Annotated in this window: 21 protein-coding genes; 8 read left to right on the plus strand and 13 right to left on the minus strand. The window is 47.8% G+C overall.

Going from position 1 to position 20,240, the window contains the following annotated elements; genetic code table 11:
* Nucleotide 1 precedes the first annotated feature (1 nt).
* The 13 genes from nikC to BLQ32_RS02445 all read right to left on the minus strand — a co-directional run bounded on the left by nikC (nucleotide 2) and on the right by BLQ32_RS02445 (nucleotide 12,195).
* Nucleotides 2-817, minus strand: coding sequence for a nickel transporter permease (nikC, locus tag BLQ32_RS02380; RefSeq protein WP_235525020.1), 816 nt, complete (start codon nucleotides 815-817; stop codon nucleotides 2-4).
* Between the two features lie 16 nt (nucleotides 818-833).
* On the minus strand, nucleotides 834-1,847 hold the full coding sequence (locus tag BLQ32_RS02385; protein ID WP_053166550.1) for an ABC transporter permease: 1,014 nt from the start codon (nucleotides 1,845-1,847) through the stop codon (nucleotides 834-836).
* Nucleotides 1,848-1,878: 31 nt separating this feature from the next.
* Entirely contained in the window at nucleotides 1,879-2,835 is a 957-nt protein-coding gene (locus BLQ32_RS02390; protein WP_244890305.1) for an ABC transporter ATP-binding protein, read from the minus strand.
* Entirely contained in the window at nucleotides 2,789-3,805 is a 1,017-nt protein-coding gene (locus BLQ32_RS02395) for an ABC transporter ATP-binding protein (RefSeq protein ID WP_053166552.1), read from the minus strand. The genes BLQ32_RS02390 and BLQ32_RS02395 overlap by 47 nt, the downstream gene beginning before the upstream one ends.
* 16 nt (nucleotides 3,806-3,821) lie before the next feature.
* The gene (locus tag BLQ32_RS02400; RefSeq protein WP_053166553.1) at nucleotides 3,822-4,481 is read right to left on the minus strand and encodes a GntR family transcriptional regulator; all 660 of its coding nucleotides are present in this window, start codon (nucleotides 4,479-4,481) and stop codon (nucleotides 3,822-3,824) included.
* Between the two features lie 17 nt (nucleotides 4,482-4,498).
* Nucleotides 4,499-5,545, minus strand: a complete 1,047-nt coding sequence (locus BLQ32_RS02405) for a ketopantoate reductase family protein (protein WP_053166554.1) — start codon at nucleotides 5,543-5,545, stop codon at nucleotides 4,499-4,501.
* Between the two features lie 10 nt (nucleotides 5,546-5,555).
* Nucleotides 5,556-6,371 carry an SDR family NAD(P)-dependent oxidoreductase gene (locus BLQ32_RS02410; protein ID WP_053166555.1) on the minus strand — a complete coding sequence of 272 codons (816 nt, stop codon included), beginning with the start codon at nucleotides 6,369-6,371 and terminating at the stop codon, nucleotides 5,556-5,558.
* A gap of 184 nt (nucleotides 6,372-6,555) precedes the next feature.
* Nucleotides 6,556-7,299 (minus strand): SDR family NAD(P)-dependent oxidoreductase, encoded by a 744-nt coding sequence (locus BLQ32_RS02415; protein ID WP_074508948.1) that lies wholly within the window; start codon nucleotides 7,297-7,299, stop codon nucleotides 6,556-6,558.
* Between the two features lie 136 nt (nucleotides 7,300-7,435).
* On the minus strand, nucleotides 7,436-7,798 hold the full coding sequence (locus BLQ32_RS02420; RefSeq protein ID WP_036811319.1) for a GNAT family N-acetyltransferase: 363 nt from the start codon (nucleotides 7,796-7,798) through the stop codon (nucleotides 7,436-7,438).
* Nucleotides 7,799-7,846: 48 nt separating this feature from the next.
* Nucleotides 7,847-8,263 (minus strand): hypothetical protein, encoded by a 417-nt coding sequence (locus BLQ32_RS02425; RefSeq protein WP_083335249.1) that lies wholly within the window; start codon nucleotides 8,261-8,263, stop codon nucleotides 7,847-7,849.
* Between the two features lie 599 nt (nucleotides 8,264-8,862).
* The gene (gene pabB / locus BLQ32_RS02435) at nucleotides 8,863-10,596 is read right to left on the minus strand and encodes an aminodeoxychorismate synthase component I (protein ID WP_074508951.1); all 1,734 of its coding nucleotides are present in this window, start codon (nucleotides 10,594-10,596) and stop codon (nucleotides 8,863-8,865) included.
* Complete coding sequence (locus BLQ32_RS02440; RefSeq protein ID WP_074508952.1) at nucleotides 10,593-11,198, minus strand: anthranilate synthase component II; 606 nt, start codon at nucleotides 11,196-11,198, stop codon at nucleotides 10,593-10,595. The genes pabB and BLQ32_RS02440 overlap by 4 nt, the downstream gene beginning before the upstream one ends.
* A gap of 190 nt (nucleotides 11,199-11,388) precedes the next feature.
* Nucleotides 11,389-12,195 carry an IclR family transcriptional regulator gene (locus tag BLQ32_RS02445; protein WP_074508953.1) on the minus strand — a complete coding sequence of 269 codons (807 nt, stop codon included), beginning with the start codon at nucleotides 12,193-12,195 and terminating at the stop codon, nucleotides 11,389-11,391.
* 199 nt (nucleotides 12,196-12,394) lie between these two features.
* On the opposite strand from BLQ32_RS02445, the gene BLQ32_RS02450 reads away from it, so the two are divergent.
* The 8 genes from BLQ32_RS02450 to BLQ32_RS02485 all read left to right on the plus strand — a co-directional run bounded on the left by BLQ32_RS02450 (nucleotide 12,395) and on the right by BLQ32_RS02485 (nucleotide 20,215).
* Nucleotides 12,395-13,162, plus strand: a complete 768-nt coding sequence (locus BLQ32_RS02450) for a dioxygenase family protein (RefSeq protein WP_074508954.1) — start codon at nucleotides 12,395-12,397, stop codon at nucleotides 13,160-13,162.
* An 85-nt stretch (nucleotides 13,163-13,247) separates the two neighbouring features.
* Entirely contained in the window at nucleotides 13,248-14,081 is an 834-nt protein-coding gene (locus BLQ32_RS02455) for an alpha/beta fold hydrolase (RefSeq protein WP_074508955.1), read from the plus strand.
* A 31-nt stretch (nucleotides 14,082-14,112) separates the two neighbouring features.
* On the plus strand, nucleotides 14,113-15,774 hold the full coding sequence (locus BLQ32_RS02460; RefSeq protein ID WP_074508956.1) for an SLC13 family permease: 1,662 nt from the start codon (nucleotides 14,113-14,115) through the stop codon (nucleotides 15,772-15,774).
* 22 nt (nucleotides 15,775-15,796) lie between these two features.
* Nucleotides 15,797-16,516 (plus strand): carboxymuconolactone decarboxylase family protein, encoded by a 720-nt coding sequence (locus BLQ32_RS02465; protein WP_074508957.1) that lies wholly within the window; start codon nucleotides 15,797-15,799, stop codon nucleotides 16,514-16,516.
* Between the two features lie 20 nt (nucleotides 16,517-16,536).
* Nucleotides 16,537-17,223 (plus strand): CoA transferase subunit A, encoded by a 687-nt coding sequence (locus BLQ32_RS02470; protein WP_074508958.1) that lies wholly within the window; start codon nucleotides 16,537-16,539, stop codon nucleotides 17,221-17,223.
* Nucleotides 17,220-17,861 carry a 3-oxoacid CoA-transferase subunit B gene (locus BLQ32_RS02475; RefSeq protein WP_083335250.1) on the plus strand — a complete coding sequence of 214 codons (642 nt, stop codon included), beginning with the start codon at nucleotides 17,220-17,222 and terminating at the stop codon, nucleotides 17,859-17,861. Before BLQ32_RS02470 ends, BLQ32_RS02475 begins: the two co-directional genes overlap by 4 nt.
* 24 nt (nucleotides 17,862-17,885) lie before the next feature.
* Entirely contained in the window at nucleotides 17,886-19,025 is a 1,140-nt protein-coding gene (locus BLQ32_RS02480; protein WP_074508959.1) for a muconate cycloisomerase family protein, read from the plus strand.
* Nucleotides 19,022-20,215 (plus strand): thiolase family protein, encoded by a 1,194-nt coding sequence (locus tag BLQ32_RS02485; protein WP_074508960.1) that lies wholly within the window; start codon nucleotides 19,022-19,024, stop codon nucleotides 20,213-20,215. Before BLQ32_RS02480 ends, BLQ32_RS02485 begins: the two co-directional genes overlap by 4 nt.
* The last annotated feature ends 25 nt before the right edge of the window (nucleotides 20,216-20,240 follow it).

The raw sequence follows: 20,240 nt of genomic DNA on the forward strand, positions 1-20,240 counted from the left end.
ATTAGCGCTGCTTCGGATCCATTACATCGTTGAGCCCGTCTCCGAGCAGGTTGAAACCCAAAACGGTGAGAAGGATGGCGATGCCTGGGAAAGTCGCCGCCCACCAAGCTTCCCGCAATATTTCTCGGCTGTTTGATAACATGGCCCCCCATTCCGGAGACGGCGGCTGTGCACCAAGGCCGATGAAACTCAAACCGGCTGCAGACAAAATCACAAAACCTAAATCGAGCGAAGCCTGTATAGTAGCAGGCGCAATAGAATTCGGAATGATCTCCTTGAACAAAATCCGGAACGGATTAGCACCTAGCGCACGCGAAGCTTCAATAAACTCCGAATGTTTTATGGAGAGAACCGATGAACGGACAATCCTTGTATACCAAGGCCACCAAGTGGCTGCTAGAGCCAGCATGACGTTCTCAATTGACGGCCCAAGCGCTGCTGCGATGGACATTGCCAGAATAATGCCGGGAAACGACAGGAATATATCCGTAATCCGCATAATGATCTGGTCCACCCGCCCTCCGATATAACCCGCAATCGCTCCAAGAATGGTTCCAATCGGGAAAGAGATTAATACTACCAATAGCCCAATGCGTAAAGAAATCCTTGTGCCGTAAACAATCCGGCTGAAAATATCCCGCCCGACTTCGTCCGTACCAAAGTAATGTTCTCCACTTGGCGCTTCTAATTTGCTCAGCAAATCGACTTCGGTAGGACTGTGGGTGGCGATTGCCGGCGCAAATATGGCTGACACTATGATGATTAAAACAATAACAAGCCCCAATACAGTGAGCGGGCTGCTTACAACTCTACGCACCAATCCGGCCACCTCCTCAATTGTGTTTCAAACGCGGATCAATGAAGAAATACATCGTATCGACAATCAGATTGACTAAAATGAACATGATGGCAATTAATAGGGTCACTCCCATAACTGCCGGAAAATCCAGGTAATTGATGGCATTGACTGCATATTGTCCGAGTCCCGGCCAAGAGAATACCGCTTCCACCAATACACTGCCTCCCAAAGCATGGCCAAAAGCCATCCCCAGCAAAGTGATAACCGGCATAACCCCGTTGCGCAAAGCATGGCCATACAGTACCCGATTTTCTGGAGCCCCTTTAGCATAGGCGGTGCGGATATAGTCACTTTGCAAAACGGTCAGCATACTCGAGCGTGTCATCCGGGTGATCATTCCGACCGTGACAGCTGAAAGCGTGATGCCGGGCAGCACCAAATGCATGACTGCCGAGATAAATACTGGCCAGTTACCTGTCAATAAAGCATCCACGGTGTACATTCCGGTGATATAGTCCGGAGGCGACATGCCATTATCCAGCCTGCCCGACCCCGGAAAAACTCCAAGTCTCAAATAGAAAAACAAGAGCAATAATAAGCCGAGCCAGAATGCCGGCATGGCCACCCCCAGCAAGGCGAATATCCTGGTGAATTGATCAGCGATTTTATCTTTTCTGCTGGCACTGATAATGCCGAATGGAATACCGATCAATAGCGTGATGACCATTGCGAAAATTGTCAGTTCGAATGTAGCCGGTGAATAGCGGATCAAGTCATCTGCAACCGGCCTCTGGGAATAGGTGCTTTCTCCAAGATCTCCCTGAAAAATCCCTGCCATATAACGGCCATATTGGACATAGAGCGGATCATTCAACCCCATATCCTCCCGAAGCGCTTCCAGTCCTTCCGGAGTGGCTTTTGGCCCTAATATTAGCCGGGCTGGATCTCCGGGAATCGTATTTGAAATGGCAAAAGTCAGTATGCTGATCCCGATCAATATTGGAATCATCAACAACAGGCGCTTGGCGATAAATCTTAAGGCATCCATTTGATTGTCACCCCTTTTTTGCGTTTTGATTCTATGTGTGGATACAGGCTGCAAAATGATCGGTTGTTTTTTCTTCCAATGGCGGAACAATTTCTGCACATTCTTTTGTCGCCATCGGGCATCTTGTATGGAATGGACAGCCTGGCGGTGGATTAGCTGGACTTGGCAAATCGCCTTGCAGAATGATCCGGTTTCGGACACGCACAGGATCCGGAATCGGCAATGCTGAAAGCAAAGCCCGGGTATATGGATGCAATGGATCCTTATAAACTTTCTTTACATCTGCGATTTCCACCACTTTCCCCAAATACATTACAGCCACTTTGTCCGATACATGTTGGACTACAGACAAATCATGGGAAATGAACATATAACTCAAATTTCGTTCCTGCTGAAGATCCAGCATCAGATTCAGCACTTGGGATTGAACAGAAACGTCCAAAGCTGAGACCGGCTCGTCAGCAATGATCAATTTGGGGTTGAGCATTAGCGCCCGGGCGATTCCAATACGCTGTCTCTGTCCGCCTGAAAATTCATGAGGATAGTTGTTTAACTGTTCTTTTCGCAAACCAATTTTTCCGGCCAAACTCTCAATTCGTTCCTGGCGTTCTTTTTTATTTCCTGTACCGTGAATAAGAAGCGGTGCTTCCAATATTTTCCGGACCGTGTTGCGAGGATTGAGGGAAGCATAAGGATCTTGAAAAACAATTTGCATCTCTTTCCTCAATTCCTTCATCCCCCTAGGGGACATGCCGACAATTTCCTGGCCATTAAATTTAACACTGCCTTCAGTAGGCTCTACCAGGCGAAGGATTGAACGGCCCAAGCTGGATTTGCCGCAGCCCGATTCCCCTACAACTCCTAAGGTTTTTCCTTCCTCAATCGAGAGGCTGACGCCGTCTACTGCTTTGATCACCGTTTTTTCTCCCATAAACCCTTTTTTAGTTGTGAAGTGCTGTTTCAAGTTCTGTACTTCTAGCAGAGCCATCGTTTTTCGCCTCCTTTTCATCGTAAAGCCAGCAGGCTGTCTGGTGATTTTCCTGAATGTTAATCATTGGAGGGAGGGTGGATCTACAGATATCCATTGCATGAATACAACGGTCAGCAAATCGGCAGCCTGCCGGCATATTCCCGGGTGTTGGAACCGTTCCCGGAATTGAGCCTAATTTCTTTTTGCGTTCCCCCAGTTTCGGGATCGAATCCAGCAAGCCTTGTGTATAAGGATGTTTAGGATTTTGGAATAGCTCAATGACCGGTGCTTCTTCTACAATTTTCCCGGCATACATCACAATGACCCGGTCGCATACTTCCGCAACCACGCCCATATCATGGGTGATCATAATGATGCCCATCTTGGTCTGCCGTTTGATATCATTCATCAATTCCAAGATTTGCGCCTGGACGGTAACATCTAAGGCAGTAGTAGGCTCATCACAAATCAACAGCTGCGGTTCGCATGCCATGGCAATGGCAATCATGACGCGCTGCCTCATTCCGCCCGAGAGCTGATGAGGGTATTCGTCAATCAGTTCTTCTGCACGCGGCAAGCCAACCGCCCGCAACAAATGAAGGACACGATCACGCCTTTCTTGTTTGCTTTTTTTCGTATGAAGGATCAAGGATTCTTCTACTTGTGTTCCGACGGTATGGAGAGGATTGAGTGACGTCAATGGGTCCTGGAAAATCATCGACATTTGATTGCCCCTGATTTTCTCTAATTTGCGTTTTGAAAAACTGGTGATTTGTTCTCCCTGCAAATCCACTTTTCCGCCTAACCTTGCTTTATCGGGCAGCAGCTGCATCAGCGACAGCGCCGTCATGCTTTTTCCACAGCCGGATTCGCCTACAATTCCAAGCGTTTCTCCTTGAGCCACCTGAAAAGAGATTCCGTCCAGTATTTTTGAATATTTCCCCGCTCTTTTGAGCGATAAAGACAAGTCGTTCACTTCTAGCAGCATCTGTTTCCACCGTCCTTTACTCTTTGGTCGAAGCTACTTTAGACAAATCTTTTAATGCTGTTTTATAGTGGTCTGAAAATGCGAGTTGAATTCTTTCACAGTCCTTGGTCCGTAAAGCATCCAGCAATATTTGATGGTTATGGACAACTTGTTCCACCCGCAGCGGCACCTGATTGGCAATGGTCAAAAACATGGCCCCGACTTGTGTATCAAGATGTTTATGAATGCTGATTAACCGATTATGTCTGGATGCCCCAACAATCGTGCTGTGGAATAAAATATCGCATTGTGCCTGTTTCTCCAGATCCTTCGCAATCATCATTTGATGGAATTTCTCCAGCAGGCGCTCCAGCTTGGCAAAATCTTTTTCTTTCAAATTAGGTACAGCAAGCTGAGCTGCTTCTCCTTCCAGCAAAGCACGAAGAGTATATATTTCAAATGCATCTTGCTGGGATAACGTTGCAACAAAAGTGCCTTTATTTGTTTCATGCTTGATCAAACCTTCGTTCTGAAGCAATTTCAAGGCTTCTCGTACGGGTCCTCTGGAGATGCTAAGCTTTTCAGCTAACTGTGCCTGATTAATGCGTTCTCCAGAACCGAATTCTCCATTTAAAATCATTTTCCTTATTATTGCTGCAACATCATCTGATAAGGTTCTCTGGTCCGGGATCAGCATCTTCTTCACTCCTATTTTTAACTTGCTTTAGTAGGCAAGGATTCATAAATTTTCTTCAACTCGTAAAGGTTGTCCCAGCTCATTTCTCTGGTTCCCTGCTCTATTTCTTTGATTGAATCAACCAAAGCAGACAGCAACGGCATTTCCACTCCGTTGTTTTTTCCAATTTCAAGTACATCGCCCAGTTGAGCATCAACTTCCGTTTCACGTTTACGGACTGCCAAATCACGCCAAATGCCGCTTTTTGTTTTTTTATTGGCGGCCATGCGTTTTGCCAATTTTTCCAGCTGCGCTTCCAATTCTTTTCGATTGCGCTGCTCTCGCGGATAAACGAGTGCCGGTTCCCAGTCATCAAAGCCAAGAGGAGAAACATTCAGTTTGTCTGCCACTTCCAGTATTTCAGAACACAACTCCATCAACATTCCTCGTAAATCCTGCCTTCTGACCACTTCCGCCATTGTTTCATCTACTAAAGCGGTTGCGTACAATAGACCCGCATACGACATCTTGCCCCACAAATATCCCCATATATTATCGGTCACTTGGGCAGGACCCCAACATTGCAGTTTTTCTTTCAACACTGTGATCCGGCTGGAAATGCTGCCATCCAGTTCGCCTAAATACAAAGAGGCCACCCCTCCGTAAAGAATTCTTCCCGGCTCCAGATAATCGGCAGAGAAGTTAACAAAACAGCCGATTGTCCGTTCTTCTCCAATCATTTTTGAAATCTTTCTTTCACACAGACCATTTTGCAAGGAAATTATTTGTGAATCAGGAGTTAAAAGAGGTAAAAAAGGCAGCAGAGCTTTTTCTGTATGGTGGGCTTTAACGCAAAGGAATATTGTTTCAAGAGGTACGTTTCTTTCAACTAGTTGTTCTGGAGTATAAGCTGTTCCCTTAACCGTAAATGTTTCATCGGGACCTTCAATAGTGATTCCGTGTAAATTCATCTTGCTGACATGATCTTCAGCAATGTCACAAAAAATGACCGTCTCTCCTGCCCTTATCAAGTAAGCACCAAGAACACCGCCAATCGCACCCGCACCAATTATTGTAATTGCCATCTTACCCCTCCTAAAAAAGTTGCATTCCACCATCTGCGGATATTACTTGACCGCTTACATAGCGGGCAAAGTCTGATGCAAAAAAAAGCACAGGGTGCGCAATGTCTTCTGGTGTCCCCAGTCTTTTTACCGAGATGGATTGAATCAGATTTACTTGTTCTTCATCAGACATCGCCTTCCACTGCCGTTCTGTAGAAGGATTGGATAACACAAACCCCGGCGCTACATTGTTGACGGTTATTCCAAATGGGCCCAATTCTCTGGCCATTTGCCTAGTAAAGCCAATCTGTCCAGCTTTGGCACTTGTATAAGCCTGTATGCCGGTCAAGCTGCTGCTTCTTCCGGCACCGCTTGAAATATTGACGATTCTTCCATATCCTGCTTCCTTCATATGCGGAACAACTGCCCGCACCATGAAAAAAGTGGATTTCAAGTTAATATCGATCACTTTTTGCCAATCATCATCCGCTACTTTTTCAATTGGTTGATGCACTTGACCCGCCACACCTCCAGCCACATTGACTAAAATGTCTATTCTTTTGAAAGTTTTTATGACTTGCCGGATAACGGATGCTACTGCATTGGAGTTTGTGACATCGCATAGATATGTAGTCATTTCCCCTGATGAATGGGCTGATTTTATATCTTTTTCTGCTTCATCTTTAGTGGCATTTAAAGGGTCTTCAAGGATATCCAGTGCAATTACGTGGGCACCGCGACTGGCAAGTTCCCGGCAAATGCTTTTGCCAATCCCATGAGCGGCACCGGTCACTACAGCAACTTTTCCTTCGAAAGTTAACTGTAAACTGTTAACACTTTGCTCCAATCCAATCCCTCCCTCAACGATTTTTTTTAGTATATTCTTATCATTTTCAAATTGCAATACTTTTTTGAATATTTAGTTTTCTATTTTTATTACTAGGATTCTTCTTTTAGTATTAAAAAAGGAGTTGTCCACTAAGTCGAATAATAGACTTAATGGACAACTCCTTAAATTTTTTATTAACTGGTTACTGTGCAGTGTAGCCACCGTCGACCATTACCGTACTGCCCGTCACAAACTCATTTTCGCACAGGAAGATGATCGCATGCGCCACTTCTTCCGGCTGCCCCAAGCGTCCGATCGGATGTTTCGCTACCGCTTTGGCATAAAGTTCGGGGTTTAAAGTATTTCGATTTGACATTCCCGTCTCAATATAGCCAGGGCTTACCGCATTGACCCGAATGTTCTTGTCTGCATATTTGAGCGCCAACGATTTTGTCATTAAATTTACCGCACCTTTAGATGCGGTAACCGCAAAAGCATTTGCTTCTCCCACCGAGCCCAATATAGAAGCCGTATTGACAATCGCACCGCCTCCGGTTTTCAGCATTTCACGAATGGCATGTTTTGATCCGAAGAAAACTCCGTCTTGATTGACCGCAATTACTTTCCGGTAATCTTCGAAGGAAAGCTCGTGCGTTTCAGCAGTTGACCGGACTCCTGCATTATTGACCATGATGTCAAGCTGTCCAAACCGTTTGACTGTTTCGGCTACAAGGTTTGCTGCGGAGTCTTCCCGTGAAGCGTCGAATTCAACAAATGCAACTTCTGTTTCATTGTTTTGAAGTTCTTTTGCAGCCGCTTCGCCGCCTTCCACATTGATGTCTGCGATGACCACGTGTGCTCCTTTGTCCAATAATGCTTTTACAGTAGCCAGTCCAATTCCGGATGCGCCGCCTGTTACAATTGCCACTTTTCCTGCCAATTGCATGTGAATTGCCTCCTTGTATGGAAAATCTCACTCATACAATTATAGCATCTATTTTCTGAAAATTTTAATATTATATATATATATAAAAGGCAATCTGTTCTTTTGAACGGATTCCTGGTTCACCAATTTCAGCCTATCAGTTTAGGACGTACTTTTTTTTTGAACAATGTTCAATGAACTCTTTCGTTTCTGCTGTTGCGCGCATCTCACGGTCCTGCATCAGCAGCTGAATTTTTTCAATCATTTTATGTCCCAGCCCTTCGCCCCGGTAAGAAGGAAGGACGGAGATGTGGTGGACTGTAAAATACGTATCTGCAACTTCCACGCCAACCAGTCCGATATAATCTTCTTCATTTTTCAGCAAGTACAACTGCCAATCCGGATCTTCTGTGTAGCGGTTCATGGTTTGGCATAAATTTTTCACGTTTCGTTCATTCGGCATAAAGGACAATAACCCCATCGCTATCTTCTGGCATGATTTCTTATATCTGACTAACATAAGTCCGTCCTCGCTTCGTTTTTAATATGCTGCTGTTCGCAGGCATTTTTAATTCATGTATATTTGGCCTTTTAATTCCTCAAGTGCTTCAAGTGCTCCTGCCAGCCGCTCGGCAAAGTATTCCGGACGCTCTTTCGACTCTAAATGCACACAAACAATATTCGGATTCGAAATCAGGCGCTGATGGAAATCCGTTGGCAATGGAATCGGATAAGCGTTGAAATTGGATAAGAAGCACGGAAACTCTTCAGGCAAAAGATAGATTTCCGCTTTGTTGTGTGCCGTCCCGTCTTCTCTGAAACGGTCAAAGGAGATGTCAAAATTCAAAGTACAGCTAAAAAAGGCGGTATTGGCATGAATTTCGAGCGTTCTTTTCTTTTTGACGATACACCCTTTCGGCTGCAGTTCAATTTCCGATTTTAGCAGCATCCCCACTTTTTCAGCCACTTCTTCTAAATGTTCCACCCTAACCCACTCCTTATAAATTTTTAGCATTCCTTTTAGTTCAACTGGATAAAGTCGTTTGAAACGATTCACAATGTGCACACCTTTTGTACTTCTGTTCTTTTACAAGCAGGTCCACATAGTTGGGACAATTCGTAAACTCTCTGCTTTCAATCGACGTTCCCACAAAGCCGCATCGATCTCCCGCAAACTTTTGCTGATGAATACTTTTTTTGTTGTGATCAATAAAATACTGCATCATTTCCGCTCCTTTTTCCGGTCCAAACATACAAAAAACGCCGAAAAGAATGTGGTGAAATCCTTTTCGGCGTTGTTCCCAGCTCTATTGTCTGTAACATCCAACCAGAGTATTTAGTTGTTTATAGCAAGGTAAAGTATTTAAATTTCAGTCAGCACAGAAACACCAATGTTTTCTGATTACTTACATCCTATAATGCGTTCACCAAAATGTGAAATCTTTAGACCTAGTTTCGTCAAAAATTTTTAACAAAAAGTTAAAAATCGACGCCAGAAGTCGCGGATACTTTATAAATACCCTTCCCTAAATTTTGTTAAACCTACTTTTAGAAAGGTAATTTTCCCATTCGAAGCGGCTTCTTTTACGCTAAGATGACTTTCATCCATCCTCTGATACTATTGATGAACCACAACGCGTCAACGTCCGCCAGTTCATTTTTCAGCATCACTTTTTCTTCAATTTCGCCCCGGTCAATCAAGTACTGGCGGAAAGTTCCCGGCAATAATCCGCAACTGACAGGCGGGGTAAAAAACTTCCCGTTTTTTTCAATCACCAGATTGCCGATTGTAAATTCAGTGAGCTCTTCTTTTTCATTCCATAATAATACCGAAAAAATGTCGCTGCTGCTCTTATGCTCGTCGTAGACTTTTCTGTAAGTCGTTTTATGGAATAGAAAAGGATTGCCACTGTCTATCGGAGAAGCAGCCAGCCTGCACATAACCGGTTCTTGGATTGGCTGGGTTTCAAGTGCTTCCGCAAAGACGTTTCCACGTTCATTTAAAAGCAGCCGTACTTTGAACAGACCCATTGGGTGTTGATGTGCCAGGCTTTTAAGCACATGTTCTACCTCTGCTTTATTTCCCGGGAAATGAAAATACTTGGCCGAATCGCTCAAGCGCTCCAAATGATATTCCAGTAACGGATACGTACCATCTTCCAGCTTTAAGGATTCCAGCAGCTCAAACTCCGGACGCTTCGCTGTCAGGACTTGCGCCTTGGTGTACAGTTCCTGGTATTCGCCTTCTGAAGTTGAGTCCCACGTAATGCCTCCACCGACGCCGTAGCGCGCTGTTTCCCGTTCTGCATCGATGACGACTGTCCGGATCGGCACATTGAAAACCGCATTTTTTTCTGGCGTGATAAAGCCGATGGCGCCGCAATAAACTTCACGCGGCGACTGTTCCAGTTCCGCGATTGTTTTCATCGTGCTGATTTTCGGTGCGCCGGTGATCGAGCCGCAAGGAAACAGCGCTTTGAACCAGTCGTATACAGTCGCTCCGCTGATGAGTTCCGCTTCCACGGTCGAAGTTAACTGATGGACCGTGGGATAGGTTTCCACTTCAAAAAGTTTTGCGGCATGCACCGTTCCGGGTTTCGCCAGGCGGCTTAGGTCATTGCGGAGCAAATCGACGATCATCAAGTTCTCGGCCCGTTCTTTTTCTGAAGCTAGCAGGCGCTCGACGTTTGCTTCGTCTTCTGCCGTCGTGCGTCCGCGCGGCGCCGTCCCTTTCATTGGTTTCGTCGTCAATTTGCCGCTGTCGACACGGAAAAACAGCTCCGGCGATGCTGACAAGATCCGGTACTTGCCCAGATTCAAATAAGCGCCATAGCCCGCCTGCTGATTTCTGGCCAGCTGATGGTAAAACGAACGGTCGCTTCCTGAAAATTTCGCATGGAGCCTTTCCGTGTAATTCACTTGATAAGTATGCCCTTCTTCAATGGCTTCTTTGATTTTTTCAATGCCTTGTTTATAGCGGTTCACCGAACTCGCCATATTCCAGTCCGATACTTGGTAAGGTTCTTCTATTGCTGTGTGTTCCAGTGCAAGCGGTTGTTCAAAAAGCCCGAACCAGACAAGCGGCATTTCTGCGCCTCGGCGAACCTGCATTTCCGGCTGAAAGGCAGGAGCTGCTTCGTAGGACACATAACCGGCAGCGTAATAGCCGTCTTGAATCGCCTCTTCGATGTTTTCCATAATGGCTGGCACTTCTTCCAAACGCTCCGTCTGCAGCACTTTGACGGGATTTTGGAATACGAGAGGCTGGATATTGCCATTGGCATCCTGGAACTCGAACATAAGGTAAGGGTTGGTCATTGCGCCGCCCTCCTGTTCTGACTAGCTTTCCATGCTCGCGCATCTTCATAGCAGTTTTGCAGCATGCGGAAGCCCTCTTCCGTCAAAATCGACTCCGGATGAAACTGAATGCCGGTAATCGGCAGCGTCCGGTGCCGAACGCCCATCACGACGCCGTCTTCCGTTTTAGCAGTAATGATTAAGGAATGCGGCATCTCCGCTTGATCGGCAATTAGCGAATGGTAGCGGGTCACTTTCGCCGGAGAAGCAATTCCTGCAAATACCCCTTTGCCATCGTGGTCCATCAGCGAAACTTTGCCATGCATCGGCTGCGCTCCTTTGATGATGCGCCCCCCGAAATGCTCGACGATGGTCTGATGCCCCAGGCAAACACCCAGGATCGGAAACTCTTCCGTAAGTGAACAGAGAATTTCCTTGGTTGCGCCCGAACGGACCGGCCGCCCTGGACCCGGTGACAGCACAATCAAATCCGGCGATAAGTTTCTCACTTCTTCGGCTGTAATTTGTCTATTTTGAAAAACGGCCACTTCCGGGTCAAACTGCTCCAGGTAATGGACCAGGTTATAAGTAAACGAATCGTGGTTGTCGATGATGACAATCATGGGTGCACCTCTTTGCATTCAATCTATTGGTGGTTTCATTATACTTTTTTGCGCTCGCAATGTGTGAATTCAGAGATAAAAAAGGGATGCTGCAAGTAAACTCCGGTTTGCCGCAAATAAATTTTCTTTGCAGCAAGTAATCCCTTCTTCCGCAAAGAAAACCCGGCCATATCGAATGGCCGGGTTTTCATTATTCAAAAGATGAGCTATTGGCTGCGGCAAGTGCCTGGCCGATCTGTTCGGCCGCTTGTTGGAGCAGCGGCAGGAATTCTTCGCGCAGCACATCCTTGCTGACGCGTCCGGCGTGCACGGAACAATTCATCGCAGCAATGACTTTGCCGCGGGCGTTACGGATTGGAACAGCAATGGAACGCAGGCCTTCTTCGAACTGCTGATCTACGCCGCCCCAATTTTTCTCACGCACCCCTTCCAATACTTTAAGAAACTCTTCTTTGTCGGTAATGGTTTTGTCCGTAAATTTTTCGAAATTCATCTTTTCCAGGTAAGCTTCCAGTTCTGCTTTCGGCAGATTGGCGAGAAGCACGTGCCCCATGGACGTCGCATATGCCGGAAGGCGGGAACCGACGCCAAGGTTGATCGACATGATGCGTTTTGTCGAGACACGGGCAACATAGAGAATATTCGTTCCATCCAAGATGGAAATGGAGCACGATTCCCCTGTCTGGTCGACGAATTGCTTCATAAACGGATGCGCCATGCTCCAGCTGTTATTGGAAGACAAATAGGCATACCCAAGCGATAAGGTCCGTGCCGTCAAGGAATAGCTGCCGTTTTTCGATTCGGCAAAGCCGAGCGCTTCAAGTGTTAAAAGGATGCGCCGTGCCGCCGGTCTGCTCAACCCTGTTTTTTTGGCAGCATCGCTGACGGTCATAGATGAGTTTTGCTGCGAAAAAGCCTGGATGACCTGCAATCCACGCTCCAATGACTGGATATAGTCACCCGATTTTTTAAAATTGTCTAATTCTTCTGTTGACATTTACTCTGCCCCCTGTGTAAGATGAGATTGTACGTAAAGCGATATATTGTACGTTTATCGTACAATAAATACTTTGGCATTGCAAGTGCTATTCTCCAATCCGTTCTTTTTTTAGCACAACATGAATGCGTTTACATTTGATGAACTCACTTACAAAGGAAATTCAGCATGACCATACTTTTTATGAGGAGGAATTTAGATGACAGAAACAGTAGTAAAAAATGAACGCGTGTTATCAGCTTACGAGGGCTTCGTCAAACACATGAAAAACTTCTTGGACGAGCAGCAATTCAATCATGAAGAATACACGAACTTTGTAAAATGGGCAGATCGCCTTGGGCGCAGCGGAGAAATCCCGTTGTTCTTGGACGTCTTCGTTGAGACATATGTTTTGGAAGCGAAATACAAAAATTCACCAGGCACCGAACCTTCTCTTTTAGGGCCGTATTACGTAGAAAATCCGCCATTGCTTGAAGAAGCCCCATTCGTTATCCCGCAGCGCGAAAACGAACCAGGCGACAAACTGGTATTCTTCGGCAACGTCAGTTCCGTAAACGGACCTCTTAAAAACACAAAAGTGGAGTGGTGGCAGGACGATGCAGACGGCCTGTATTCGAACTTTGACTCCACGGCACCAGACTTCAATCTTCGTGGACAGTTCTACACGGATGAAAACGGCAATTTTGAAGTGCACTCAATCGTTCCGATCCCTTATCAAATTCCGACGAGCGGACCGACTGGCGAATTTACGTTTGCGGCAGGCTACCACGCTTACCGCCCTGCGCATATCCATATCAAATTTGAACATGAAGGCCATGAAACATTGATTACCCAAGTATTCTTCGAAGGCGACCAGTGGCTGGAAACAGATGTGGCAGGCGGCGTTCGCTCTACATTGCTCACTAAATTGATCGACAAAGGCGACCACAAGGAAGCATCGTTGAACTTTGTCATGAGAACGGAATAAGCAAATATCCTGTGGCTGTCGAGGAAACCTTGGCAGCTTCTTCTTCATTATAGGCATTGCCAATCTTTGAACCGAGGTGGAACAGATGGAATTGTATAAAGTGAATGTTAATGGAAATGAGATTCAAGTAGCCGATTATCCGGGAGAAAAAGGACCGATACTCGCGATTCACGGACTGACCGGCACTCATAAAAACATGCATTATTACGCAGAAAAGCTGAAAGGCGACTACCGTTTTATCGCGGTAGACCTTCGGGGACGCGGAAACAGTTCGAAAGCTGATCCGGATACTTCCATTTTCAAGCATGCGGAAGATATCATCGGCCTTATTCAAGAACTGAAGCTGGAAAACCCGATTTTATTCGGCTATTCGATGGGCGGATTTATTTCCGCGATTGTGGCAAGCCGCTTGAAATCCGTGGAAGCACTGATTTTACTGGACGGAGCCGCTAAAACTTCCGAACATCAGCGCGGCATTATTCAGCCGTCGCTTGGCCGCATCAGCCGCCATTTCGACTCTAAGGAACATTACGCGGAAGAAATCAAGAAAATCTATGCGAACCTCGGAATCGAGTGGACGGATGTATTGCAGGATACAGCGGAATACGAAGTCGGACCGGCCGGCGGCCACTGGGAAAACAAAGCCGATGAGTCCCGGATTGTTGCCGATTTCGAAAGCTTCTACACATTCGATCCCGCAGCAATCGGCAACGATATTGACTGTCCGACCCTGCTTGTTTACGCCGAAGGAAACATCGGATCCATGCCGCCGCTATTCTATCTTGACGACTACAAAGAAACGCAGGCTTCGATCAAGCAAATCAAAACGGTCGTTTCCGACTGCAATCATTACACCATGGTATTTGAACAACGGGATGATATCCAAAAAGCTTTAGATGCTTTTTTAGAGAAACTGTAATTCATTAGCAAAGGCGAATGGGGGAACATAAATGAATTTTTCATTTAAGAAGCTGAACCAAAGTATGTGGAAATCCCACAAAGACACGAAAGACCTGGTGACGATGGCGGAACTCCGGACACACAGCAATGCTGGGGTGGCAACTGCTGAAATGCCCGGGAAGAAACAAACGGCCGCTTTCGAAAAAGAAGGGACCGACCGCAAGAAATCTTACAGCACGACACAAATGATCGGCCTTTTTCTAGGCCCTATTCTCTTTTTATTAGTCCTCTTCGCTTTGCCGCTTCCTGGGCTTAGCGATCCCGGACGCGCGGTGCTCGCTATCACGGCCTGGATGTCCGTTTGGTGGCTCTCGGAAGCGATTCCGCTTGGCATCACTTCCCTCATGCCGCTGATTTTACTTCCTTTAATGGGAGCGGTTGATGGCAACACCGCCGCTTCAAGCTACGGCGATTCGCTGATTTTCTTATTCATCGGAGGATTCGCGCTAGCTCTGGCACTCGAACGCTGGAATCTTCATGAACGGATTGCCGTTACGGTTTTGAGTGCGGTTGGCGCCAGTACTTCCGGCCTTGTTCTCGGCTTTATGATTGCGACCGGCTTTATCTCGATGTGGGTGTCCAATATGGCGACCGTCATGCTGATGATTCCGATCGGTCTGGCCATTATCGCCAAAGTGGTCACGTTGATGAAAGAAGACAACGTCTATACGGTGGAAGAAGAACAGAAATTTACGAAATCGATTGTGTTTGCGATCGGTTTCGGTGGTACGATCGGCGGCAGTGCCACGTTGATTGGGACTCCGACAAACTTGGTGCTGGCAGGCCTTGCCAAAGAACTGTTCGGGTTTGAAATTTCTTTCGCCCACTTTTTCCTTTTTGCTTTTCCTTTGACTGTCCTATTGATGATTTTCTCGATTTTCTATATCACGAAAATCGCTTACCCGATGAAAGTTAAAAAAATTGCAAATGGACGCCAATTTGTGCTCGACCGCAAACAAGAGCTCGGCAAACTGGGATATGAAGAAAAAGTCGTCCTGGCGATTTTCCTCTTGACCGGCTTTTTCTGGATGACGCGGACGTTCCTGTGGAGCGATTTGATCCCGGGACTGAGCGATACGATGATTGCCATGGTGGCAGCGGTCCTGCTGCATGCTATTCCCGCTTCCGGCAATACGGGTGAGCGCCTCCTTGGGGCTGACTCCCTGAAAAACATGCCATGGGGTGTGCTGCTTCTTGTCGGCGGCGGCCTTGCGCTTGCCTCAGGCTTTAACGGTACAGATCTGGCTTCCTGGATTGGCAGCCAATTGATGCTGCTTGATGGCGCCCCTTACCTATTGGTTTTGTTTGTTACTACTTTGCTTGGCATCGGCATGACGCAAATGACACCGAATACTGCTACGGTGACGATTCTGGTTCCGATTGCTGCCGCATTGGCGCTTGCTATTGACGTCCACCCGCTTCCACTGATGACGGCAGTAGCCATGGGAGCTGGATTCGCCTTTATGCTGCCGATCGGTACACCATCAAATGCCATTATTTTTGCTACTGGCAAGATTACGATGATGGATATGTTGCGAAAAGGAACGGGATTGACCGTTTTAGCACTTCTTTTGATCGTTGTATTTGTTTACTTTGTCCTGCCAATGATATTTGGCATCAACCAGTTCGAATATCCGGCAAGTTTAAAATAATTTTTTCCTAGGAGTGTATTACATGAGCAAAGCGTTGGAGTATTTCAAAGAAGTTTATGATGTGGTTCCGGGATGGGTACAGAAAATGCACGATTACAGCCCGGAAGTCCTGGACAAATATACTGGCATCCGCGGTGAAATCATGCAGGACGGCTCCCTGTCCCGCAAAGAAAAAGACGCGCTGATTGCCAGCATGAACGCAGCACGCCTTTACTCACGCAGCATGCTGTTCCATACGAAAGGGGCCGTCGATTTCGGCTACTCTGCAGCGGAACTGCTTGAGTTTTTCCTGTCTGCTTACTTGTACAAAGGCGATGCAGCGTTGAAAAGAGCGTTTGAAGCGATTCCGTATGCACTCGAATTGAGCGGCAACCCGGTTGTTCTTCCGGAAGCCATGCCTGAAACGGCTGATGATTTGCTCGGCACGATGCTTGGCTGGCTGAAAGATGAAGAGACGGCTTATCTTGAACAAGTGGTTTCGGCAATCAAACAAGGGAACAAAGAAGAGCTATCCAATTTGATTATGGCAGACGGCAAAGTTTCTTCAAAATTGAAGCATCTGAATATGGCGGGCAACTTCATCGTTGAACTTGACGGCAGCGGGGCTGCGCCTTGGATGGAAAAAGCGCGCGCAGCTGGTGCCACGGAAGCGGACTTGGCTGATCTCGGCTACATCTGCATCTTGACGGCCGGCATCCCGGCGTGGTTCGAACTGAGCGATTCATTAAAAACGGTGGAATAAGCACGGAATGGAGGCACACAATGTCAAAAATACAGCATGACATCCAACAAGCATTATCTTACGTAAAATCAGGGGATACCGTTTTGGTCGGCGGCTTCGGCTTGATCGGCGCTCCTCTTACCTTAATAGATGGACTGACGGAAAAAGACGTCAACGATTTGACGATTGTCAGCAATAACCTTGGCGAGTCCGGCAAAGGGCTCGGCATCCTGTTGAACCAGAACAAAATCAAAAAAGGCATCGGCTCTTATTTCACGAGCAACCGTGATGTCGGCGACAAATACCAAAGGGGCGAAATTGAACTCGAACTCCTGCCGCAAGGGACGCTCGCCGAATCGATGCGGGCAGGCGGTGCCGGAATTGGCGGCTATTATACGACGACCGGCGTCGGCACCGACCTCGCTAAAGGAAAAGAAGAACGCGAAATCGACGGTGTGAAGTACATCCTTGAAAAAGCGATCCGTGCCGACGTCGCGTTAATTCGCGCCCATAAAGCGGATACACTCGGAAATCTTGTGTATTACAAGACGGCACGAAACTTCAACCCTTTGATGGCGACCGCTGCGAAAACAGTGATTGTCGAAGTCGATGAAATTGTAGAGCCGGGCGAATTGAATCCGGAAGAAATCGTGACGCCTTTCATCTATGTGGATTTCATTGTGAAAGCCCAGCAAATCCTGACAAAAGAAGGAGTGGTGAGCGTATGACAACCCAGATGAGCAAAGCAGAAACTCAGCATATGATCGCGAAGCGCGTGGCTCTTGAACTCCAAGGCCCTTGCACGGTCAATCTCGGCATCGGCATTCCGACGCTGGTGGCGGAATATATGACTGAAGACAATATCTACCTCCACACGGAAAACGGCCTGCTGGGTGTGACGGATGTCGAGGAAGCGGATATAGATCCGAACTTGGTCAATGCCGGGAAATTGCCGGTCGGCGAAGCAATCGGTTCCTCTTTCTTCAACAGCTCGGATTCGTTTGCGATGATCCGCGGCGGACATGTCGATGTTGCCATACTCGGTGCACTGCAAGTAGACGAAACCGGCGTCATTGCCAATTGGGCGGTTCCCGGCAAAAACATCATGGGTGTCGGCGGTGCGATGGACCTGCTCGTCGGCGCGAAAAAAGTCTTTGTGACAATGAACCATACGTCCAAAGACGGCAGCTCGAAATTGCTGAAAGAATGCACCTACCCCATTACATCGACGCGCCAAGTGGATATGATTTTTACGGAACTGGCCGTATTCAATGTAGAAGATGGACAATTAAAACTGGTCGATTTAATGCCAGGGGCAACGATTGAAGAAGTCCGTGAAAAAACGGAAGCAGCTTTTATTGAGTAAAATGCAGAAAGTGGGTTTATTCGCATGAAAATACGTTCTTTTGAAGTTTATATATTGGATTTGCCGACCATCCGTCCCCATCAACTGGCAATGCACACCATTACCGTGCAGACGATTGTGGTCGGCTGCGTGACAGACGACGAAGGCCGTGAAGGCTGGTCCGAAGTTGCGACAATCGGCGGCGCATCCTACGGCGAATCGACGCCGGAAGCCATCAAGGCGAATATCGACATGTACATCACCCCTCTGATCATCGGACAGGACCCGAATCATTTTGACCGCATCATGAACGATGTATCGAAACTTGTCCGCGGCAATTACTTCGCCAAAACCGTTGTGGAAAATGCCATTATCGACTTGGCGGCGAAAGCGAAAAACATCCCCGCTTTCGAATTGTTCGGCGGCCAGATCCACAAATCCCTGCCGATTGCGTGGACGCTCGCCAGCGGCAATACCGAAAAAGACATTGAAGAAGCACAGGAAATGCTGGAGAAAAAGCGCCATAATATCTTCAAGCTGAAAATCGGCAAAGGCGATCCGTTCAAGAACGTCGAGCATGTCCGCCAAATCAAGGAAGCGCTCGGTGATGCGGCGCGCCTGACAGTCGACGTCAACCAGGCATGGGATGAAGATACTTCGAATTATTGCATCGCAGCACTCGAAGCGGCTGGCGTTTCGATGGTCGAACAGCCGCTTGCTGCATGGGATTTTGAAGGCATGTCCCGCCTCACTGCCAAATTCAACGTGCCGATCATGGCGGACGAAGCAGCGACGAGCATCCAGGACGTTTTCCGGATTGCGAAGTATCGCGCCGGCAACTCCATTGCCCTAAAACCATGCAAGCACGGCGGCATGACCCAGACAAAAAAAGTGGTTGGCATCGCCGAAGCGGCTGGCCTCGGGCTATACGGCGGCACGATGATCGAGTCAAGCCTTGGGACAGCCGCGTGTGCTCAGTTGTATTCAACAATTTCTGACATGAAATTCGGTACCGAAATCTTCGGTCCCCTATTGTTCAAAGACAATGTCACGGTCAATGGCATCAAGTTCGAGAACTTTGAAGTGATTGTTCCGGACGGACCGGGATTCGGCATGGAAATCGACAAGGAAAAAGTGAAGCATTACGCACGGGAATTTTCCGGAAAACAGGAGATGATGAATTGAAGAATGCAGTAATTGTAGATTCTGTCAGAACCGCCATCGGAAAACTGGGCGGCACAATCGGCAATGAAACCGTCGATTTGCTTGGCGCCCACGTCATTGAAGAATTGCTCCGCCGCACTGGGCTTGACCCGGCTTCTGTCGAAGAAGTGATCATGGGACAAGCAAAGCAAAGTGCAGACGTTTCCAACTTGGCGCGCGTCGCTTTGCTGCGCGCCGGGCTTCCGGTCGAAGTGCCGGGCTACACCTTGCACCGTCAATGCGGTTCCGGCGTGCAGGCCGTCAATTCCGCTGTGCAGCAGATCGGCATGGGACTCGGCGACATCATCATCGCCGGCGGCGCCGAATCGATGAGCACCGCACCTTATTACGTCACCAAAGTGCGCTTCGGTACGGGTTCCGGCGATGTCTTGTTGAAAGACCCGAACACGGCGAGCCAGCCCGGTTCGCAGCCGGTAGAAACCTACGGCGAGCTGAATATGGGCATCACGGCGGAAAATGTCGCGGAGAAACACAAGATTTCGCGTGAGGAACAGGATGAATTTGCGCTGGAGAGCCAGGAACGGGCAGCGAATGCGATTGAAAAAGGCTTGTTTGATTCGCAGATTGCGCCTTACTCGGTAAAAACGCGCAAAGGGACAATCGAATTTAAAACGGATGAGCATCCGCGCCAGACATCGCTCGAAAAACTGGCGGCACTGAAGCCGGTCTTTAAAGAAGGCGGCACCGTCACAGCAGGCAACGCCAGCGGACGCAACGACGGCGCTGCAGCACTCCTTGTTATGTCAGAAGACGAAGCGTTAAAGCGTGGACTTCAGCCAAAAGCGCGCGTCATTGCCCAGGCTGCAGTCGGCTGCTCCCCGGAATTGATGGGCATGGGTCCGGTCCACGCGACGTTCAAAGCATTGAAGCAAGTAGACTTGAAGATTGAAGACATCGACATCATCGAACTCAACGAAGCGTTCGCTTCCCAGGCCGTCGCCTGCATCAACGAACTCGGCGCCGACCGCAGCCGGGTCAACCCGAACGGCGGCGCCATTGCAATGGGCCACCCGATCGGTGCGACCGGCGCCATTCTGTTGACGAAGCTCGTGCATGAACTCGAGCGCACCGGCAAGAAGTACGGCGTCGTCACGCTGTGCATCGCCGGCGGCATGGGGATCGCGTCTGTTGTGGAGAATTTGAGAGTTTAAGAGTGAAGTGCAGGATCCGCTGATT

Source organism: Planococcus glaciei (genome assembly GCF_900099655.1).
Lineage (GTDB): Bacteria > Bacillota > Bacilli > Bacillales_A > Planococcaceae > Planococcus > Planococcus glaciei.